Source organism: Citrobacter sp. EC_71, from assembly GCF_019584005.1.
GTDB classification, from domain to species: Bacteria; Pseudomonadota; Gammaproteobacteria; order Enterobacterales; family Enterobacteriaceae; genus Citrobacter; species Citrobacter werkmanii.
Genome location: NZ_VDAY01000002.1, coordinates 86,853 through 104,336, shown reverse-complemented (window position 1 = coordinate 104,336; position 17,484 = coordinate 86,853). Strand labels below are relative to the sequence as shown.

Genomic DNA, 17,484 nt, shown 5'->3' with positions numbered 1-17,484 from the left:
GACAGAATGCGCATCATAGTGGAAGCTATCGAATTGCGCAATTTTTATACAGCTATCAGGACTGGTTAAAGCGAAAAATCGGTAACAGATAGCGCTGTGACTGTAAAACAATGCGTTCCAGCGTCTCGGCATCCAGTTGACGCCACAGGCGCTGATACCAGATATCATCGCCTTCGCCACGAACCATCATGTTGCCTTCATAAGCCTGCAAAAACTTACTGCGCGCTTTTTGCAGCGTATCGTCGTCATCTAACATGGCATCATTTGCAGCGTCATAACAGGTTTTTATCCATGCGCCGCCGCTTTCCGGTAATACCAACAATGGCGATGACATGCCTTCCCGATATCCCTCAATGAGTTGCGACAAATACAGCTGCGCCTGTTCTTCCGGCAGTGGCGGAAAACGCCATTCTCCGTCTTTACGCAGGAACAGCCGACTCTCTCCCGTACCGCCACTGGCACAATAGACAAGATGTTCCAGCCAAAGTTGCACTCCCTGCGCAATGCTTATCAAAGATGGACGCCAGCGCAACAAACCGTCCTCTTGCACCTGCGGTAGCCAACCGGTGATTTGCACGCCGTTACAGTTAAGATCGATCTCCATACTCTGACAGGGCTGACGACAGGCGATAATGCGTTCAGCCAGCGACTGCATCTCCTGACGCTGCGTATCCCACAGAATTTCACCAAATGACCCATAGGGCAGCACGCCTGCCGCACGAAAACGGCGAAATAGTTGTTCAGCATCGTTCTCTTCAACCAGCGTGTTAAGCAATTGCTGATTAAGCTGATAGCGAGTTAATCCTTCCAGAACAAAAGGTTCTGTTTCTGGGATCTCACTTTCTTCAGCGCGAAAGTTGACCTGCAAACGCATCTGGAAAAAGGCCCGTACCGGATGAGCCCAAAAACGCTGTAGCGTTTCCAGCGTTAACGTGGCTGGCATTTCAAAGGGGAGAGGCTGCACAAAATCCGTGTGCGCTTTTCCTGACAAGCTCGCCGCAGGCAGCCACTCCCGGGCGTAGCTTTGCTGTTCGCCGGGCTGATAGTTTTGTGCGTCAAAAGGCATGCGGGTATGCAGACGGGTAATGTGCGCTTTTACCCTGGCCTCGCTTTGATCGCAGGTCAACGATTCATCGCCCGGCAGATAATGGCTTTGCCCGATGTAATCCATCAGTTCCTGCACTAATACCGACGGGAAGCGTTCGCTGTTGTCCTGAATTGAGCGGCCAATGTAGCTGATGTAGAGCGTTTGCTGCGCCGAAATTAACGCTTCGAGGAACAGATAACGGTCATCATCGCGACGGCTGCGATCGCCCCGCATCGGTTTTTGGCTCATCAGATCAAAGCCCAGCGGCGCAAGCTGACGCGGATAAACGCCATCGTTCATACCCAGCAGACACACAACCTTAAAAGGAATGGAGCGCATCGGCATCAGCGTACAAATGTTAACAGGCCCCGCCAGGAAGCGCTGGCTAATGCGTTCCTGGTCGAGACGCTGCGCCAGCTCATCACGTAGCAAGGAAAGCGGTACGGCATCACCATACTCAGCCCCCAGCCCTTCACTAATAATTGCCTGCCACTGCTGTTCAATCAGCGTCATCGCCGCTTCGGTATCCGCATCCGGCAGGAAGAAATCATTAAGCATGTCCCGACAAACGGGTAGCCACTCTTCCAGCGGGCGCTCCTGCGCCAGTCCACGACGCCAGAGATTAAGCTGCATCAGCAACGAGGCCAGATGCCCTACCAGCTCGGCAATCAAACCGCTCGACTCATCGTAGGGCAATACCGATTGCCACTCGCCCTGGGCGCTTTCCATCGCATAGCCGAGCAGCATGCGCGTTAAACCAAATTGCCAGGTATGCTGACCCGTTGGCGGCAGTTCCAGCTCGCGCACGTTATCGTCGTCAATTCCCCAGCGAATACCTGATTCATTGACCCACAAACGAAGATAGCGCAGACCTTCTTCATCAATATTGAAACGTGCCGCCAGCACGGGTACATCCAGTAATGCCAGCACATCCTCAGAGACAAAACGGCTATCCGGCAGCGAAAGCAGACTGATAAAGGCCTGTAAGACGGGATGGGACTGGCGTGCCCGACGGTCGGAAATCGCATAGGGTAAGTAACGGTCGGCTGGCGCGCTGCCAAAAACCGCCTGAATGAACGGGCTATAGCTGTCGATATCCGCCACCATCACGATAATGTCGCGCGGCGTCAGCGTGGGATCTGCTTCCAGCATTGCCAGCAGTCGGTCATGAAGAATTTCCACTTCACGCTGAGGGCTATGGCAGACATGGAAAGTCACGCTGGTGTCGTTCGCATCAAGCAGCCGTTTGTTGTCGCTCCGGGAATACTCGTCCAGCGTAACGCCCGCCACGGCCCGGCTTTGTAACTCGAGAATATCCGACTGAATGTTATGCAAAAGATTGTCTGGGGTTATATCGACAAACGCATCCAGCTCCTGGCTGTTTTCCAGTTCTGAAAGCAGATAAATATAATCACGTCCCAACTTGCCCCACGAGGCTAACATCGGGTTGCCTACGTCCTGCTCACCATCACTGTTAAACAATCCTGCCGCATTCTGAGTATCACGAAACAGCGGCAGGTGACGTTCTTCAAAACTGTGCCGACGCTGACGCGCCAGCAGCTTTGCCAGCCAGGCGGGATCTTTAATGTCACCCCAATAGTAGCGACAAGGGTTGGTAAATAGCAGATGAATATCAATATGCTTACCCAACGCCTGCAATGCCTGCAGGTAAACCGGCGGTAGCGCCGAAATTCCGCAAATAAAGACGCGAGAAGGCAGCCCCTGCGGACATTCAGACGCATTTTCCAGGGTGTTAATAAATCGCTGATATAAATTGGCGCGATGCCAGCGCGGTTGGCCCAGTTCAGCGGTGTATTCCACCAGTGCTTTCCACAACGGCGCCTGCCATGCCTGAGCCTCGCCGAGTCCTTCAATCTGGCGCCCCGCTTCCCACTGAGTTAACCAGTCAGGGCGATAAACTAAATACTGATCGAAAAGGTCCGCCGCGCGTGAGGAGACTTGAAACAGCTTACGTTTATCGGTGTCGTCCGTCAGATAGTGTCGCAGCAGTGCGAAGTCATCGTTATCCAGCAACTGCGGCAGCAGAGTCATTAACTTCCAACTCATGCTCTGTTTGCTGAACGCGCTCTCTTTCGGGATATCCGGCAACACGCGCACAAACATATCCCAGATAAAACTCGCGGGCAGCGGGAAATCGATGTTGGCGGCGATACCAAATTTCTGTGCAAGGGTCATCTGTAGCCATTGCGCCATACCGGTACTTTGCACCAGGATCATTTCCGGTTCAAAGGGGTCGTCCAACCGCTCGCGCTCAACAATAAACTCCATTAACGCTTCCAGCACATCCAGACGATTGGAGTGATAGACCCTTAACATAGCGGCTCCTGACTACTGACGGTTCGGGCAATGCAGACGTGTCATTTGACCTTGCCTGCCCAGGGGTGAAGAAATTTTAACGCTGATGCTGACACATCCTGCTCCCGTTGTCTGCATTCGGTTAACCTGCCAGTTCACAGGAGGTGAAAACGGATACAGCTGGGTTTGTTGCCAGGCGTGATGCCAGAGTTGCTGATACTGGTTTCTGACGATAAAACTGTTCATCGACGCCCGCTGGTATCCCGATAGTGCGGTCACAACCATGATCATCAGCACCATTGCCAACATCACTTCCGGCAGGCTAAAACCACGTTGTCTGTTCAGGGGATCTGGCATAACGCTACCGCCTTTAACGGACAAAAATCGCTCCAGCCATGCGGCGAAAATTTGATATTGCCATCGATAACCTCTCCCTGACGCCATAGCGATACCTCTTCATAATGAGCGATAAGCAGCACGGAGTTTTCAGTAAGTCGTCGCAGGCAAACCGCGACATCCTGCCCGGTATAACGCCGACACTGTACCGTCGGTTGTAAGCCCCAGGGCTGCATGCGTCCCCATTCGATAGCCGATTGCACTACCGCCTGCCGCTGCAAAGACCGACTTTCCGATGTAACACGCGATGCGAAGCTCGCTTCTTGTCGGCTAACACCCTGCAGTAACAGGCTGCCGAGCACCAGCAATAGCAGAACCATCGCCAGTGATGAAACACCTCGCTCACTATTCACAGGTTGAAACCTGTCACACTGTAAAAGGCTTCAATGACTTTTTGTGGTTCGACGTTGCTCACTCCACGCAAACGCAACGTAAGGAGTGGTTGAAATCCGCGAATATTCACGCGCTCAACCTGAAATGCCTCAATCTGAATGGTGGCCGGATCGGTCATTTTCTCCCACCCTTTTCCATTACAACCAGTTGCTCCCCGCAGGGTCTCCAGTACTTTGTCCTGTAAACGAAATCCGATGACATCAGCCTCTTTCGCGGGACTATTCTCCCAAACGCCGTTACCGTTGGCATCCCAACGGGCAATGACACAGTCGCCCTTAGCCGACATCACCAGTCCCTCTCCGACACAGGTTCCCCGGCAATACCCTGCCCGCTGAAGATGTTTTGCCACGGTATAAACCCGCTGCCATATTTCATCTTCCAGCGCTAACTGGCGCGTATTGCGCAGGATCTCTCGCTGCAGAGCGGGTAAAAATCGCGCAGCGCTAAGCAGTAAAATGCTGGTGATCGCCATAGCAATGAGCACCTCCAGCAGTGAAAAACCCCGCTCGTTTACTGACATGGCCTGGCCTCATCGCGTTCGCAAAGTCTGATTCGCCCCCAGCCTGACACCACCACGCGCCATTCCCCTGTCGCATTTTTCAGGCGAATATGCCCAGCCCATGCCGTATTACGCAGTCCAAAAAATGCCAGTGAAGGCGTTATCTCTGCCATTTCGACATCGTCCCATAGCGGTGCAAACACCAGCGGTGAAGTCGGTTTACACCCGCCTTGTGAAGCCGCAGAACTGACCAGACACCAGGATGTGCCATCCCGCATCACGCTGATGACGTGATCGCGGTTACGCCAGTTAGCATCTTCACGCAGTTGCAGCAGGTAATCCCGCACCTGACAGGCGGTCTGCCACAGGCGCTGTTGCTGTTGCCAGTACTGCCAACCATACAACCCGGACGCGCCTAGCGCCGCGACAATCAGCATCGCAATCAGGGTTTCGAGAAGCGTGTAGCCTTGTTGTTTTTTCATGCCGCCAGTATGGCGCGAGGAAAATGAATAACGAGCGGGAAATTCGGTTTCTACGGCGAGCTACGAGGAATATTTGACGCGTTGCAGCGCGTTGCAATATTTCAGGAACCCGCGCCGAAGAATGAAATGACAGACAAAAAAACCGACGCGCGAAGGCGTCGGTTGTGACAGCATCAAGCCCGGTTAGATAGCTACTGGCGCTTTAATACCTGGATGTGGATCGTAGCCTTCAATTTCGAAATCTTCGAAACGATAATCAAAGATAGATTCAGGCTTACGTTTGATGACCAGCTTCGGCAACGCGCGCGGTTCGCGGCTAAGCTGCAGATGCGTTTGATCCATATGATTGCTGTACAGGTGCGTGTCGCCGCCGGTCCAGACAAAATCGCCCACTTCAAGGTCGCACTGCTGCGCCATCATGTGTACCAGTAAGGCGTAGCTGGCAATGTTGAACGGCAGACCGAGGAACACATCACATGAACGTTGATACAGCTGGCAAGAGAGCTTGCCATCCGCCACATAGAACTGGAAGAAAGCATGGCACGGCGCCAGCGCCATCTTATCCAGCTCACCAACGTTCCATGCCGAAACGATGATGCGGCGAGAATCCGGGTCATTTTTCAGCTGGTTTAGCACCGTGGTGATCTGGTCAATATGGCGACCGTCCGGCGTTGGCCACGCGCGCCACTGTTTGCCATAAACCGGGCCTAAATTACCGTTTTCATCCGCCCATTCATCCCAGATTGAGACATTGTTTTCATGCAGGTAGGCAACGTTAGTGTCACCCTGCAAAAACCACAGCAGCTCATGAATGATCGAGCGTAAATGGCAGCGTTTAGTCGTAACCAGCGGGAACCCTTCCTGCAGATTAAAACGCATCTGATGGCCAAAAATGGAAAGCGTTCCGGTTCCGGTACGGTCGTTTTTCTGTGTGCCTTCATCCAGCACTTTTTGCATCAGTTCTAAATACTGTTTCATGGTTCCTCAGGAAACGTGTTGCTGTGGGCTACGGCGGTACGCCCAAACCATCATAATAATGCCTGCGACAATCATCGGGATAGAGAGGATCTGTCCCATGCTGATGTACTGCACCCAGGTGCCGGTAAACTGTGCATCCGGCTGGCGGAAGAATTCAACGATAATACGAAACGCGCCATAACCAATCAGGAACAGACCGGACACCGAGCCCATCGGGCGCGGTTTACGGATGTACAGATTAAGAATGATAAACAGTACAACCCCTTCCAGCGCCATCTCATAAAGCTGAGATGCGTGACGCGGCAGCGAGCCGTAGGTATCAAAAATAGACTGCCACTGCGGGTTGCTTTGCAGCAGTAAAATATCTTCGGTACGGGAACCCGGGAATAGCATGGCATACTTGAAATTCGGGTCGACGCGTCCCCACAGTTCACCGTTGATAAAGTTGCCCAGACGCCCTGCTCCCAGACCAAACGGGATCAGCGGAGCGATGAAATCAGAAACCTGGAAGAACGAACGCTTGGTGCGTCTGGCGAAGATAATCATCACCAGAATCACACCGATAAGCCCGCCGTGGAAGGACATGCCGCCATCCCAAACGCGGAACAGATACAGCGGATTATCGAGGAACAATGGGAAGTTATAGAACAGTACGTAACCAATACGCCCACCGAGGAAAACCCCGAGGAAGCCTGCATACAGTAAGTTTTCTACTTCATTTTTAGTCCAGCCACTACCCGGCCGATTAGCACGGCGCGTCGCCAGCCACATCGCGAAAATAAAACCCACCAAATACATCAAGCCGTACCAGTGAAGCGCGACGGGTCCGATTGAGAAAATGACCGGATCGAAATCCGGAAAATGCAGATAGCTACTGGTCATCTGTCACCACAAGTTCTTGTTATTTCGCTGAAGTCAGACAGCAATTGATAAGCGCGCCTGCATAATGCAGGCGCTCCAAAGGTGCGAATGATAGCACAAGGGGATCGCAGCGGATGCCGGGAAGATGTAAAAGATCTGTATAGGTAATCTTTACCCCCATAATGCCTGATAGCGTTACGCTTATCAGGCCTACAATCCCCCGCGAATCAATCCCCCCATGCCACGGCGCTCCATAAAGGCCGCCACCTGATGGCGTACTTCTGCCGCCATCTGCGCTTCCAGGCTGCGCTGGGCCAGCGTTTGCGCCTCGCCAAAATCAATATGGCGCAGCAGATATTTCACGCGGGCCACGGATCGACCGTTCATTGACAAATGACGGAAACCCAGGCCGACCAGAATGGCCACGCACATCGGGTCACCCGCCATTTCACCGCATAAGCGCAAGTCGATACCGCTTCTTTCAGCTTCCTGCGCAATCATCGCCAGCGCACGTAGCATCCCCGGATGCAGGCTGTCATAAATGCTGGCCACCCGCGTATTGTTACGATCGACGGCCAGAATGTATTGGGTAAGATCGTTGGTTCCGACCGAGATAAAGTCTATCCGGTTAGCCAGATGCGGCAGCATAAACACCATCGACGGAACTTCCAGCATGATGCCGATGCGCGGTTTCGGGATTGCGTAACCGATCATCTCTTCCACTTCGCGTCCGGCGCGTTCAATCAGGCGTCGCGCTTCGTCCACTTCATCAATACTGGTCACCATCGGCAGCAAAATGCTCAGGTTACCGGTTGCCGCGTTCGCACGCAGCATGGCGCGGACCTGGATCAAAAAGATCTCCGGCTGATCGAGCGTTATGCGGATCCCTCGCCAGCCAAGGCATGGGTTTTCTTCACTGATCGGCATATAGGGCAGCTGTTTATCGGCCCCGACATCCAGCGTCCGCAGAGTCACTGGCTTGTCGTTAAACATTTGCAGCATCCCTTGATACTGCGCAACCTGTTCTTCTTCCGAAGGAAAACCGCTTTGCAGCATGAAAGGAATTTCTGTGCGATACAGACCAATGCCATCGATCCGACTGCCCAGCTTCTCTTCATGTTCCGGGCTGAGACCCGCATTGAGCATCACCTTCACGCGCTCGCCGCTTTTTAACTGCGCAGGCTGATTGACGTCATCTTCCGCCAGGCGGCTCAGCTCAATCTCTTCGCTGATAAGACGCTGGTATTCCTGGACCAATACCGGTTCCGGATCGACCAGAACTTCGCCTCGATAACCATCCACCACCAGCGTTCGCCGGTGTAGCACTGACGGCTGGATATCTGCCCCCATGACGGTAGGAATACCCAGCGCACGCACCATAATTGCCGCATGAGAGTTGGCTGCACCGTCCCGGACAACCACGCCGACTAACCGGTCCTGGGGAAGTTCCGCCAGCGTGGTCGCGGAAAGCTCATCCGCCACCAGCACAAAACGTTCCGGCCAGGCATTCGGTCCCTGGATCGAGTCGTCAAGATGAAATAGCAGACGCTGGCCCAGCGCGCGTAAATCTCCGGCCCGCTCTTTGAGGTAGTTATCGCTCAGCGCGGCAAACTGTTCGGCAAATTTTTCGATGATCGTTTTAACGGCCCACTCAGCCACCGAGCCGTTATCCACTTCCGCAAACAGTTCGCGGCGCAGACGGGTATCGGAAAGCAGGTGCGAGTAGAGATCAAAGATCGCCGCCGTTTCTTTCTGCGCCCCGGCGGTAAAACGCTTGCTGTAACGGCGGAATTCGTTCGCCGCTTCTTCCAGCGCGCCGGTCAGCCGCTCACGTTCGAGCACGGGATCCAGCGTTGAAGCCTGATAAACCTGCTCCATCAGCGGTAGCGTCGCATCCTGCCAGCCTTCGGCAATGGCTACACCGGGAGCAGCAGGCAATGCACGGATACGCGTTTGCCGATATTGGCCGAACAACGCATTCAGTTGCGACTGGGAAAGTATGGCCGCCATTTGCGTGGCGAGCGTCACCAGGAAAGACTCTTCGCTTTCGTCGTACTGACGTAATTCACGCTGCTGCACCACCAGCACACCCAAGAGCTGACGACGCTGAATAATCGGTACGCCTAAGAACGCACGAAAGCGCTCTTCTTTTACCGAAGGGATGTATTTAAAGCTGGGATGTTTTTGCGCATCGGCGAGGTTGATAGGTTCCGCCAGCCTACCAACCAGGCCAACGATACCTTCATCAAACGCGAGTGCGACAGTGCGACCACGGGGTTTTTTCAGACCCCGTGTCGCCATGAGGTAATAACAACGTCGGTCGTGATCGGCCAGATAGACCGAGCAGACCTCTGTATCCATCGCAAGACAGATGTCGGTAACCAGTATATTAAGCGCCTCATTAAGACGCGGAGCACTGGCCACCTTTTCGACTATTTCGCGCAGGCGGGTGAGCATAATTTGCGTAGCTTAACCTCTTTTACGTCTGTACGCAGGTGCGCTTTGCGGTTTAGGAGTGGCCTCCTGAAGCGCCATAACAACACTTGCGAATTCTTTCATCACCCTGCGATAGACATCGCGTTTAAATGACACCACCTGTCGAACCGGATACCAGTAACTCACCCAGCGCCAGCCGTCGAACTCAGGTGTACTGCTGGTTTGCATATTGATTTCAGCATCGCTGCTGACCAATTGCAGAAGAAACCATTTTTGTTTCTGGCCGATACAAACCGGCTTTGTGTCCCAACGCACCAAACGTTTCGGTAACTTGTAACGCAACCAGTTACGAGTAGAAGCAAGTATCCGTACATCTTTACGGCTGAGACCCACTTCTTCAAAGAGTTCCCGGTACATCGCCTGCTCTGCTGTCTCTCCTGCGTTTATCCCACCTTGAGGGAATTGCCAAGAGTGCTGACCAAATCGCCGGGCCCACATGACCTGCCCCTGGCGGTTACAAATTACTATCCCTACATTCGGGCGGTAGCCATCGTCATCAATCACCGGACTACCTCAATATAAACCTTATATACAAATGATTGTTTCACACTACTGAGAGGCGGTAAACCACTCTGTTAAGGGTGCGATATTCTAATAACAATTGAATAACTCACAGCGAAGGCCCGAGTTATAAACAGAAGAAGAGCATTCAGGGCGATTTTATTCACCTTTTCTGTGGATATAGTTGTGAAGAAGTACGGAATTACTATGGGAAAACCCAGAACAGTCCGAATAAGACATTCGTCACATATAAAAAATAGTCTTCTTTATTCATTAAGTTAAAAACGATCTCCACCAACGGATACACATAAATGTGATGTGTATCACGCGCACGATCTTCAGGCTGATGAAAGATCGACCAGCGTTGATTTTATCCACAGATTATGCCAATAAGTTAGGCACAATTTGTGTAAAAATTCGATTTTCGTCGCACGTCAAGGCTGTAAATTGAAACAGTAGTGGGGGTTTTTCACAGTTATCCCATCTTTCTGTGGATAACATGGTGTAAGATCCTGTTCATTGTCAGTGACCAGAATTGGAAAACCTACATTGCTGTTGCGCAACAACGCGCGCGTGAATATAAAAACCAATATAAATCAAATAATTGAATAAAGCATGTGGAAAAAGATAAACTCTGTCCACACGGTATAAAATCATTGCTCATTTTTTCACCTAAGGGTTAACCCGATGCCAGAACTCCATCCGTTACTTTCTCCACCTAACTCTGAAGCCCAATTGCTGGCTCAGGCGCGGCAGCTTGCGGGCTACACGTTGGGAGAATTGGCGACTATGGCGGGACTCGTCACACCCAAGGATCTCAAGCGTGATAAAGGCTGGATTGGTGTCCTGCTGGAGATTTGGCTGGGCGCCAGCGCAGGCAGCAAGCCGGAGCAGGATTTTGCGGCGCTGGGCGTAGAGCTGAAAACGATCCCTGTGGATAGTCTTGGCAGACCGCTGGAAACCACCTTCGTGTGCGTGGCGCCGTTAACTGGCAATACTGGCGTCACCTGGGAAACCAGCCATGTGCGGCACAAACTTAAACGCGTACTGTGGATCCCGGTAGAGGGTGAACGCAGCATTCCACTGGCTGAACGTCGCGTCGGCTCGCCCTTGCTCTGGAGCCCGAACGACGAAGAAGAGCAGCAATTACGGCTGGACTGGGAAGAACTAATGGACATGATTGTACTAGGCCACGTCGAACGCATCACCGCTCGCCATGGGGAAGTGTTACAGCTGCGTCCCAAAGCCGCCAATGCCCGGGCGCTGACCGAAGCGATTGGCGCCAATGGCGAACCCATCCTGACCCTGCCACGCGGATTTTATCTGAAAAAGAACTTCACGCGCGCATTGCTTGAGCGGCATTTCTTATTCCAGCCTCAATAGGCACTGCCCGGCCTTTCACCTGCCGCGTTACGGGCCTATAATTACCGCTTCTTTTTTTTGGCAGGACTTTGCTCGATGTTATTTGCATGGATAACCGATCCTAACGCCTGGCTTGCGCTCGGTACGCTGACGCTGCTGGAGATCGTTCTTGGGATCGACAATATTATTTTCCTCTCTCTGGTTGTAGCCAAACTTCCGACAGCACAACGCAATCATGCCCGACGTATTGGGCTGGCGGCAGCAATGATTATGCGTCTGGCGTTGCTGGCCTCTATCGCCTGGGTCACGCGACTGACAAACCCGTTGTTCGAGGTGTTTGGCGAGGCGATATCCGCGCGTGATCTAATCCTTCTGCTCGGCGGGTTGTTCCTGATCTGGAAAGCCAGCAAAGAGATCCACGAATCCATTGAAGGTGAGGAAGAGGGACTGAAAACCCGCGTCTCTTCGTTCCTGGGCGCGATTGTGCAGATCATGTTGTTAGACATTATCTTCAGTCTGGATTCCGTGATTACAGCGGTAGGCTTGTCTGACCATCTGTTTATCATGATGGCGGCGGTGGTGATTGCCGTAGGCGTGATGATGTTTGCTGCTCGCCCAATTGGTGAGTTTGTCGATCGTCACCCTTCAGTGAAAATGCTGGCGCTCTCTTTCCTGATTCTGGTCGGTTTTACGCTGATTCTGGAAAGTTTCGACGTCCACGTTCCGAAAGGATACATCTATTTCGCCATGTTCTTCTCTATCGCGGTAGAGACTCTGAATCTGTGGCGCAATAAAAAAAATCCGCTCTGATGAAATCTGTCGCTCCCCGCAAGGGGAGCGAATACCGCGCCGTACCTACCTCTTCTCACAGTTTAAGATTTTACTGCTTTCGTCATGCATAACTTCACGTTATTACTAAACTATTGTCAGACGCAGGCCATGAGAGGATAAGCAGATGAAAAAATGGGCAGTTTTAATTTCCGCCGTAGGACTGGCTTTTGTAGTTTCTGGATGCAGCAGCGATTATGTAATGGCGACAAAAGATGGTCGAATGATCCTGACCGACGGAAAACCAGAAATTGATGACGATACCGGTCTGGTGAGCTACCAAGATCAGCAAGGCAACGCGATGCAGATCAACCGTGACGATGTGTCTCAAATCATTGAACGCTGATGGTTGAGGTCAGCAACAGGCTGGCCTTAACAATTTTACTTCCCTTTTTCCCTTCCCTCAGCCATTTTTATAATCCTTATGTTGTGATTATAAAAAGGAAACGGCTATGCAATATCACCGTATACCCCACAGCTCGCTGGAAGTCAGTACACTGGGGCTGGGCACAATGACGTTTGGTGAACAAAACAGCGAAGCCGACGCCCATGCACAGCTCGATTATGCCGTGGCGCAAGGCATAAATTTGATCGACGTTGCCGAGATGTATCCGGTACCACCGCGTCCTGAAACCCAGGGGCTCACCGAAACTTATGTGGGCAACTGGCTCGCCAAACATGGTAGCCGCGAAAAGCTAATCGTGGCGTCGAAGGTCAGTGGACCATCACGTAACAACGACAGCGGCATTCGACCGAATCAGGCGCTGGACCGTAAAAATATCCGTGAAGCGCTGCACGACAGCCTGAAAAGACTGCAAACCGATTACCTGGATCTGTATCAGGTTCACTGGCCGCAGCGTCCCACCAACTGCTTTGGTAAGTTAGGCTACAGCTGGACGGACTCCGCGCCGGTCGTCTCCCTGCTGGACACGCTGGACGCGCTGGCTGAATTTCAGCGCGCGGGGAAAATTCGCTATATCGGCGTTTCCAATGAAACCGCATTTGGCGTGATGCGTTATCTGCATCTGGCGGACAAACACGATCTGCCGCGCATCGCCACTATCCAGAATCCCTACAGCCTGCTGAACCGTAGCTATGAGGTTGGGCTGGCAGAAGTCAGCCAGTACGAAGGGGTTGAACTGCTGGCCTATTCTTGCCTGGGCTTCGGTACGCTCACCGGTAAGTATCTGAATGGAGCAAAACCTGCCGGCGCGCGCAATACGTTGTTTAGCCGTTTCACGCGCTACAGCGGTGAGCAAACGCAAAAGGCCGTTGCAGCCTATGTGGATATCGCGAAACGCCATAATCTGGATCCTGCGCAGATGGCGCTGGCATTCGTGCGTCGTCAGCCGTTTGTCGCCAGTACCCTGCTGGGAGCAACGACGATGGAGCAGTTAAAAACCAACGTGGAAAGCCTGCATCTGGAGTTGAGCGAAGAGGTTCTGGCCGAGATTGAAGCGGTGCATCAGGTGTATACCTATCCTGCGCCATAGCGGTTAGTGCCTGATGGCGCTACGCTTATCAGGCCTACAGACAGCGTTACCTGTAGGCCGGATAAGGCAACTACACGTAACAGACTAATGGCGGCGCTGCCAAATCCATAGCGCCGCAATCGCCAGCGCAAACAGCGCGCCAAACCCTATACCAATTGCTACCGCCGGGATCCCTACCAGCACTGCCAGCGAGTATATACCCAGCATCAGCAGCATCGCGCTGTTTTCACCCAGGTTTTGCACCGCAATCGCATTACCCGCACCGACGCTTTTCTTGCCCCGCTCCTGCAACAACGCATTCAGCGGCACCACAAAGAACCCGCCTGACACACCGATAAGCATCAGCAACGCGTAGGCCGGAAGCAGCGCATGTTGCAGCGAGAAGATCAGCACCACGACGCCAATCAGGATCCCCGCAGGCATACAGCGCGACACGGTTTCCAGTGTCACCAGCTTCGCCGCCGCACCCGCGCCGACCACAATCCCGATTGCCACCATGGCATTCAGGTAAGTCGGCGTGGCGTTATCAGTGATGCCCAGCGCCACCGGCACCCACAGCACCAACAGAAAACGCAGCGTGACGCCAGCGCCCCAAAAGAGGCTGGTTCCTACCAATGAGAAACGCGTTTCACCGTTACGCCACAGCGAAGTGGCCGCACAGAAAAAACTGCGGGTCATTTTCCCCAAATGCCAGGACTGGCCAGGGCGAGCCGCGGCCAGCCTGGGGATAAACAGGTTAGCCACCACGGCGCCCGCATAGGCCAGCGCACAGGCAGAAAGCGCAGCAATCACGTGCCAGTCGGCCAGCACGCCGCCTGCCACAGAACCGAGCAAAATCGCGGCAATGGTGGAGGCTTCCATCAGGCCGTTAGCTTTCACCAGTTTGTCGCCAGTGGTCAGTTCACCGAGAATGCCATACTTGGCTGGTGAATACGCCGCCGCGCCGATCCCCACCAGCGTATAGCCGAGAAATGGATTCACGCCGAAACAAATACTCGCCGCGCCCAGCAGCTTCATGCCATTAGCCAACATCATCACCCGGCCTTTGGCAAAGCTGTCTGCCACCTGCCCGACAAAGGGCGCAAACAGGATGTAAGCGCCCACAAACACCATTTGCAGGATCGGCTGACTCCAGTCCGGATAAAATTGTTCCTTAAGCAAAGCCAGCGTCGCGAACAGTAAGGCGTTATCGCCAAACGCCGACAGGAACTGCGCGGCGATAACGGACATCATCCCTTTGGACCAGATAGAAGTGTTAGTGTGCACTGACTCACTCATGTTGTTTTTCCGGCTCATCGACCCAGCTTTTCAGCGTAACAAAATCCGGCTTACCGCTGCCGAGTAGTGGGAGTTGTTTCAGATGGCGAATATCACGCGGCACGGCAAGTTCAGGCACGCCGTGCGTTCGCGCATACTGCTGCAGTTTTTCGCGCGTCAGTTCACTGTCGGTGGTGAACAGCACCAGCGCCTCGCCTTTGCTGGCATCGCTTTTGATCGCCGTGGCGTGCATTTTGTCTGCAGATACCGCCAGCGCCAGTTGCTCAACCATTTCCAGCGAGACCATCTCTCCGGCAATTTTAGCAAAACGCTTGGCGCGTCCCTGGATCTGCACAAAGCCGTTTTCATCAAAACGCACGATGTCTCCGGTGTCATACCAGCCGTGCTCAATCTCACCCTGTGCATTTTCTGCCGTCGGCACTTCCAGCACGCCGGGTTTTTCGACACGCAAATAGCCGCTCATAATATTAGGGCCCTTCAGCTGTAAACGCCCTCCGTCCTCAATGCCAGGAACTGCTAACAGTCGGGCATCCATACCGGGTAAGATGCGCCCTACCGTTCCTGATTTCGCAGCCATCGGTACGTTGATCGACACCACCGGCGCACATTCCGTCACGCCATAGCCTTCAAGGACGCGCAGACCAAATTTCTCCTGCCACAGCTGTTTTGTGGTGTCTTGCAGTTTTTCCGCTCCCGCCACCACATAGCGCAGACGGTGAAAATCATAGGGATGCGCGAAACGAGCATAGTTGCCAAGGAACGTTGACGTACCAAACAGTACGGTGCAGTTCCGGTCGTAGACCAGTTCCGGCACAATGCGGTAATGCAGCGGGCTGGGATAAAGAAACACTTCTGCGCCGGTCAGCAGCGGCGTGAATAATCCCACCGTCAGACCAAAGGAGTGGAATAGCGGCAACGCAGACATAAAGCGGTCGTCGGCGGTGAAATCAGCGATGGTTTTAATCTGCTCGACGTTCGCCAGAATGCTCTTGTGGCTGTGTACCACACCTTTAGGATGACCTTCCGAGCCAGAGGTAAAGAGGATCACCGCAGCCTCTTCCGGCTGCTGTTTCACCTGCGCCAGATGCGGCGCCAGCAGATGCGAGAAAATCCACAGCTTATCGCTAAACGTCACATCGGCTTTCAGATCTTCCAGGTAAACCCAGCGCACCTGGGTGAGCTGTTCCGGTAAATGCCAAAGTTTGCCTTTATCGAGAAACTGTCGGGAAGTGAAGATAGTTTTGACTTCTGAAGCAGTAATGGCGCTGGTTAGCCCTTTTACACCTGCTGTATAGTTCATCATCGCCGGAATACGTCGACGCGCAATAGCGCCAAAAATGACCGCCGCGCTGATCCCCGCGTTTGGCAGCATCAGGCCAATTTTTTCACCCTCGGCGGTATATTTTTCCAGGATACGGGCCACAAACAGCGTCTTAGTCAGCAGTTTACGGTAGCTGTCCGGCGTAAAGTTAACATCTTCAATGCAGTTTTTGCCTGCGCCAAAGCGATATTTCGCCGCCAGCAGAGATTCGTAAAGCGTTTCACGCGGACGTACCGCCATGCGCGCTTCCATCATAATTTGATGCAGCATTTCACCCGCGATTTTGCGGCGATCGCGAGCACGCGGCGCTTCCGGCATCGGCATGTGGGTCGGCGGCAGGATGTGCAAGCGAATACGCGGGAAGAATCGCTGTTTAACCAGACCTTTCAGGCGACTAAAGCGTGACAACTCCGCGCCTTCGATGCGCACAGGAACCACCGTGGCCCCTGACTTTGCCGCGACAAACCCGGCGCCGTCATAGATTTTCATCAATGAACCGGTGGTCGAAATACGCCCTTCCGGGAAAATAACCACCGGACGCCCCTGCTCGACCAGGCGAACCAGATGTTTAATCGACATCGGTTTGGTCGGGTCTAACGGCACGAAATCAATCAGCGGAGTCAGCCAGCGCATGTACCATTGCTGACTAATAGAGGTGTAAACAGCAAAAACGGGGCGGATCGGTAAAAAAAGCGCCAGCAGGATGCCGTCGATAAATGAGACATGGTTGGGAGTAATTAGAACGCGTTCTCCCTGTAGCGCGCTGATATCGCCCGTGACGCGAACGCGGAAAAGCACGCGAAACAGATTACGAAAAAAGCCGAATAGCATCTCAACTCCCTGTGCCATTAATTACATAAACATTAATGGTGGGAGAGTATACGAGTTGGAGAGTGGGCGCGACAGGTACTGGTGAATACAAGCCGAAAAAAAACCTGCGCATCCGCGCAGGTCGGTGCAAGAGACAGGTACGAAGTGCGTACCGAATAATCTCACCAATCAATACCTCTGGGATCTTGATTGTGGTCGTCAGCAGCCAGATACGCCAGTGCGAAAACGCAAAGGAATGAACCCAAATGCAACGAGTTGTGTAAATTATCGGTTACTGTTACAGATAGGCCGAAGACAAAAAAAAACCTGCGCATCTGCGCAGGCTGGTGTAATTCTAGTGATCAACCCGAAAGTTGATTTCA

Annotated in this window: 15 protein-coding genes; 4 read left to right on the top strand and 11 right to left on the bottom strand. The window is 53.1% G+C overall.

Going from position 1 to position 17,484, the window contains the following annotated elements; all coding sequences use genetic code 11:
- Positions 1 to 55 precede the first annotated feature (55 nt).
- The 9 genes from recC to rppH form a co-directional block, all read right to left on the bottom strand.
- The gene (gene recC, locus FHD02_RS02365; protein ID WP_220393534.1) at positions 56 to 3,424 is read right to left on the bottom strand and encodes an exodeoxyribonuclease V subunit gamma; all 3,369 of its coding nucleotides are present in this window, start codon (positions 3,422 to 3,424) and stop codon (positions 56 to 58) included.
- Positions 3,425 to 3,436: 12 nt separating this feature from the next.
- A complete protein-coding gene (locus FHD02_RS02360) occupies positions 3,437 to 3,760 on the bottom strand; it encodes a prepilin-type N-terminal cleavage/methylation domain-containing protein (RefSeq protein ID WP_137361266.1) in 324 nt (107 codons plus the stop codon).
- Complete coding sequence (locus tag FHD02_RS02355) at positions 3,745 to 4,152, bottom strand: DUF2509 family protein (RefSeq protein ID WP_137361267.1); 408 nt, start codon at positions 4,150 to 4,152, stop codon at positions 3,745 to 3,747. Before FHD02_RS02355 ends, FHD02_RS02360 begins: the two co-directional genes overlap by 16 nt.
- Positions 4,149 to 4,712 carry a prepilin peptidase-dependent protein gene (locus FHD02_RS02350; protein WP_042310778.1) on the bottom strand — a complete coding sequence of 188 codons (564 nt, stop codon included), beginning with the start codon at positions 4,710 to 4,712 and terminating at the stop codon, positions 4,149 to 4,151. Before FHD02_RS02350 ends, FHD02_RS02355 begins: the two co-directional genes overlap by 4 nt.
- Entirely contained in the window at positions 4,703 to 5,173 is a 471-nt protein-coding gene (locus tag FHD02_RS02345; protein WP_137361268.1) for a prepilin peptidase-dependent protein, read from the bottom strand. The genes FHD02_RS02350 and FHD02_RS02345 overlap by 10 nt, the downstream gene beginning before the upstream one ends.
- Before the next feature lie 183 nt (positions 5,174 to 5,356).
- On the bottom strand, positions 5,357 to 6,151 hold the full coding sequence (gene thyA / locus FHD02_RS02340; RefSeq protein ID WP_003033990.1) for a thymidylate synthase: 795 nt from the start codon (positions 6,149 to 6,151) through the stop codon (positions 5,357 to 5,359).
- Between the two features lie 6 nt (positions 6,152 to 6,157).
- On the bottom strand, positions 6,158 to 7,033 hold the full coding sequence (gene lgt / locus FHD02_RS02335) for a prolipoprotein diacylglyceryl transferase (RefSeq protein ID WP_137361269.1): 876 nt from the start codon (positions 7,031 to 7,033) through the stop codon (positions 6,158 to 6,160).
- A 189-nt stretch (positions 7,034 to 7,222) separates the two neighbouring features.
- Positions 7,223 to 9,469 (bottom strand): phosphoenolpyruvate--protein phosphotransferase, encoded by a 2,247-nt coding sequence (ptsP, locus tag FHD02_RS02330; RefSeq protein ID WP_042310784.1) that lies wholly within the window; start codon positions 9,467 to 9,469, stop codon positions 7,223 to 7,225.
- 12 nt (positions 9,470 to 9,481) lie between these two features.
- Positions 9,482 to 10,012, bottom strand: a complete 531-nt coding sequence (rppH, locus tag FHD02_RS02325; RefSeq protein ID WP_042310785.1) for an RNA pyrophosphohydrolase — start codon at positions 10,010 to 10,012, stop codon at positions 9,482 to 9,484.
- A 684-nt stretch (positions 10,013 to 10,696) separates the two neighbouring features.
- Between rppH and mutH the strand changes: the two genes are divergently transcribed.
- The 4 genes from mutH to FHD02_RS02305 all read left to right on the top strand — a co-directional run bounded on the left by mutH (position 10,697) and on the right by FHD02_RS02305 (position 13,692).
- The gene (gene mutH / locus FHD02_RS02320) at positions 10,697 to 11,392 is read left to right on the top strand and encodes a DNA mismatch repair endonuclease MutH (RefSeq protein WP_137361270.1); all 696 of its coding nucleotides are present in this window, start codon (positions 10,697 to 10,699) and stop codon (positions 11,390 to 11,392) included.
- Positions 11,393 to 11,467: 75 nt separating this feature from the next.
- Positions 11,468 to 12,181: a TerC family protein gene (locus tag FHD02_RS02315; protein ID WP_038633330.1), complete on the top strand. Its 714-nt coding sequence runs from the start codon at positions 11,468 to 11,470 to the stop codon at positions 12,179 to 12,181.
- Between the two features lie 145 nt (positions 12,182 to 12,326).
- Positions 12,327 to 12,545, top strand: coding sequence for a lipoprotein YgdR (gene ygdR, locus FHD02_RS02310; protein ID WP_220393533.1), 219 nt, complete (start codon positions 12,327 to 12,329; stop codon positions 12,543 to 12,545).
- Positions 12,546 to 12,651: 106 nt separating this feature from the next.
- On the top strand, positions 12,652 to 13,692 hold the full coding sequence (locus tag FHD02_RS02305; protein ID WP_042310789.1) for an NADP(H)-dependent aldo-keto reductase: 1,041 nt from the start codon (positions 12,652 to 12,654) through the stop codon (positions 13,690 to 13,692).
- Positions 13,693 to 13,776: 84 nt separating this feature from the next.
- Here the strand turns inward: FHD02_RS02305 and lplT are convergent, their stop codons facing one another.
- Positions 13,777 to 14,970 carry a lysophospholipid transporter LplT gene (lplT, locus tag FHD02_RS02300; protein ID WP_220393532.1) on the bottom strand — a complete coding sequence of 398 codons (1,194 nt, stop codon included), beginning with the start codon at positions 14,968 to 14,970 and terminating at the stop codon, positions 13,777 to 13,779.
- Positions 14,963 to 17,122 carry a bifunctional acyl-ACP--phospholipid O-acyltransferase/long-chain-fatty-acid--ACP ligase gene (aas, locus tag FHD02_RS02295; RefSeq protein ID WP_137365309.1) on the bottom strand — a complete coding sequence of 720 codons (2,160 nt, stop codon included), beginning with the start codon at positions 17,120 to 17,122 and terminating at the stop codon, positions 14,963 to 14,965. The genes lplT and aas overlap by 8 nt, the downstream gene beginning before the upstream one ends.
- Positions 17,123 to 17,484 lie beyond the last annotated feature (362 nt).

Excerpts from the sequence above, each read along its gene's own strand:
- thyA (WP_003033990.1), bottom strand. The coding sequence starts at position 6,151 with ATGAAACAGTATTTAGAACTGATGCAAAAAGTGCTGGATGAAGGCACA.
- ptsP (WP_042310784.1), bottom strand. The coding sequence starts at position 9,469 with ATGCTCACCCGCCTGCGCGAAATAGTCGAAAAGGTGGCCAGTGCTCCG.
- FHD02_RS02315 (WP_038633330.1), top strand. The coding sequence starts at position 11,468 with ATGTTATTTGCATGGATAACCGATCCTAACGCCTGGCTTGCGCTCGGT.
- aas (WP_137365309.1), bottom strand. The coding sequence starts at position 17,122 with ATGCTATTCGGCTTTTTTCGTAATCTGTTTCGCGTGCTTTTCCGCGTT.
- lgt (WP_137361269.1), bottom strand. The coding sequence starts at position 7,033 with ATGACCAGTAGCTATCTGCATTTTCCGGATTTCGATCCGGTCATTTTC.
- FHD02_RS02350 (WP_042310778.1), bottom strand. The coding sequence starts at position 4,712 with ATGTCAGTAAACGAGCGGGGTTTTTCACTGCTGGAGGTGCTCATTGCT.
- ygdR (WP_220393533.1), top strand. The coding sequence starts at position 12,327 with ATGAAAAAATGGGCAGTTTTAATTTCCGCCGTAGGACTGGCTTTTGTA.
- recC (WP_220393534.1), bottom strand. The coding sequence starts at position 3,424 with ATGTTAAGGGTCTATCACTCCAATCGTCTGGATGTGCTGGAAGCGTTA.
- FHD02_RS02360 (WP_137361266.1), bottom strand. The coding sequence starts at position 3,760 with ATGCCAGATCCCCTGAACAGACAACGTGGTTTTAGCCTGCCGGAAGTG.
- FHD02_RS02345 (WP_137361268.1), bottom strand. The coding sequence starts at position 5,173 with ATGAAAAAACAACAAGGCTACACGCTTCTCGAAACCCTGATTGCGATG.
- lplT (WP_220393532.1), bottom strand. The coding sequence starts at position 14,970 with ATGAGTGAGTCAGTGCACACTAACACTTCTATCTGGTCCAAAGGGATG.
- FHD02_RS02305 (WP_042310789.1), top strand. The coding sequence starts at position 12,652 with ATGCAATATCACCGTATACCCCACAGCTCGCTGGAAGTCAGTACACTG.
- mutH (WP_137361270.1), top strand. The coding sequence starts at position 10,697 with ATGCCAGAACTCCATCCGTTACTTTCTCCACCTAACTCTGAAGCCCAA.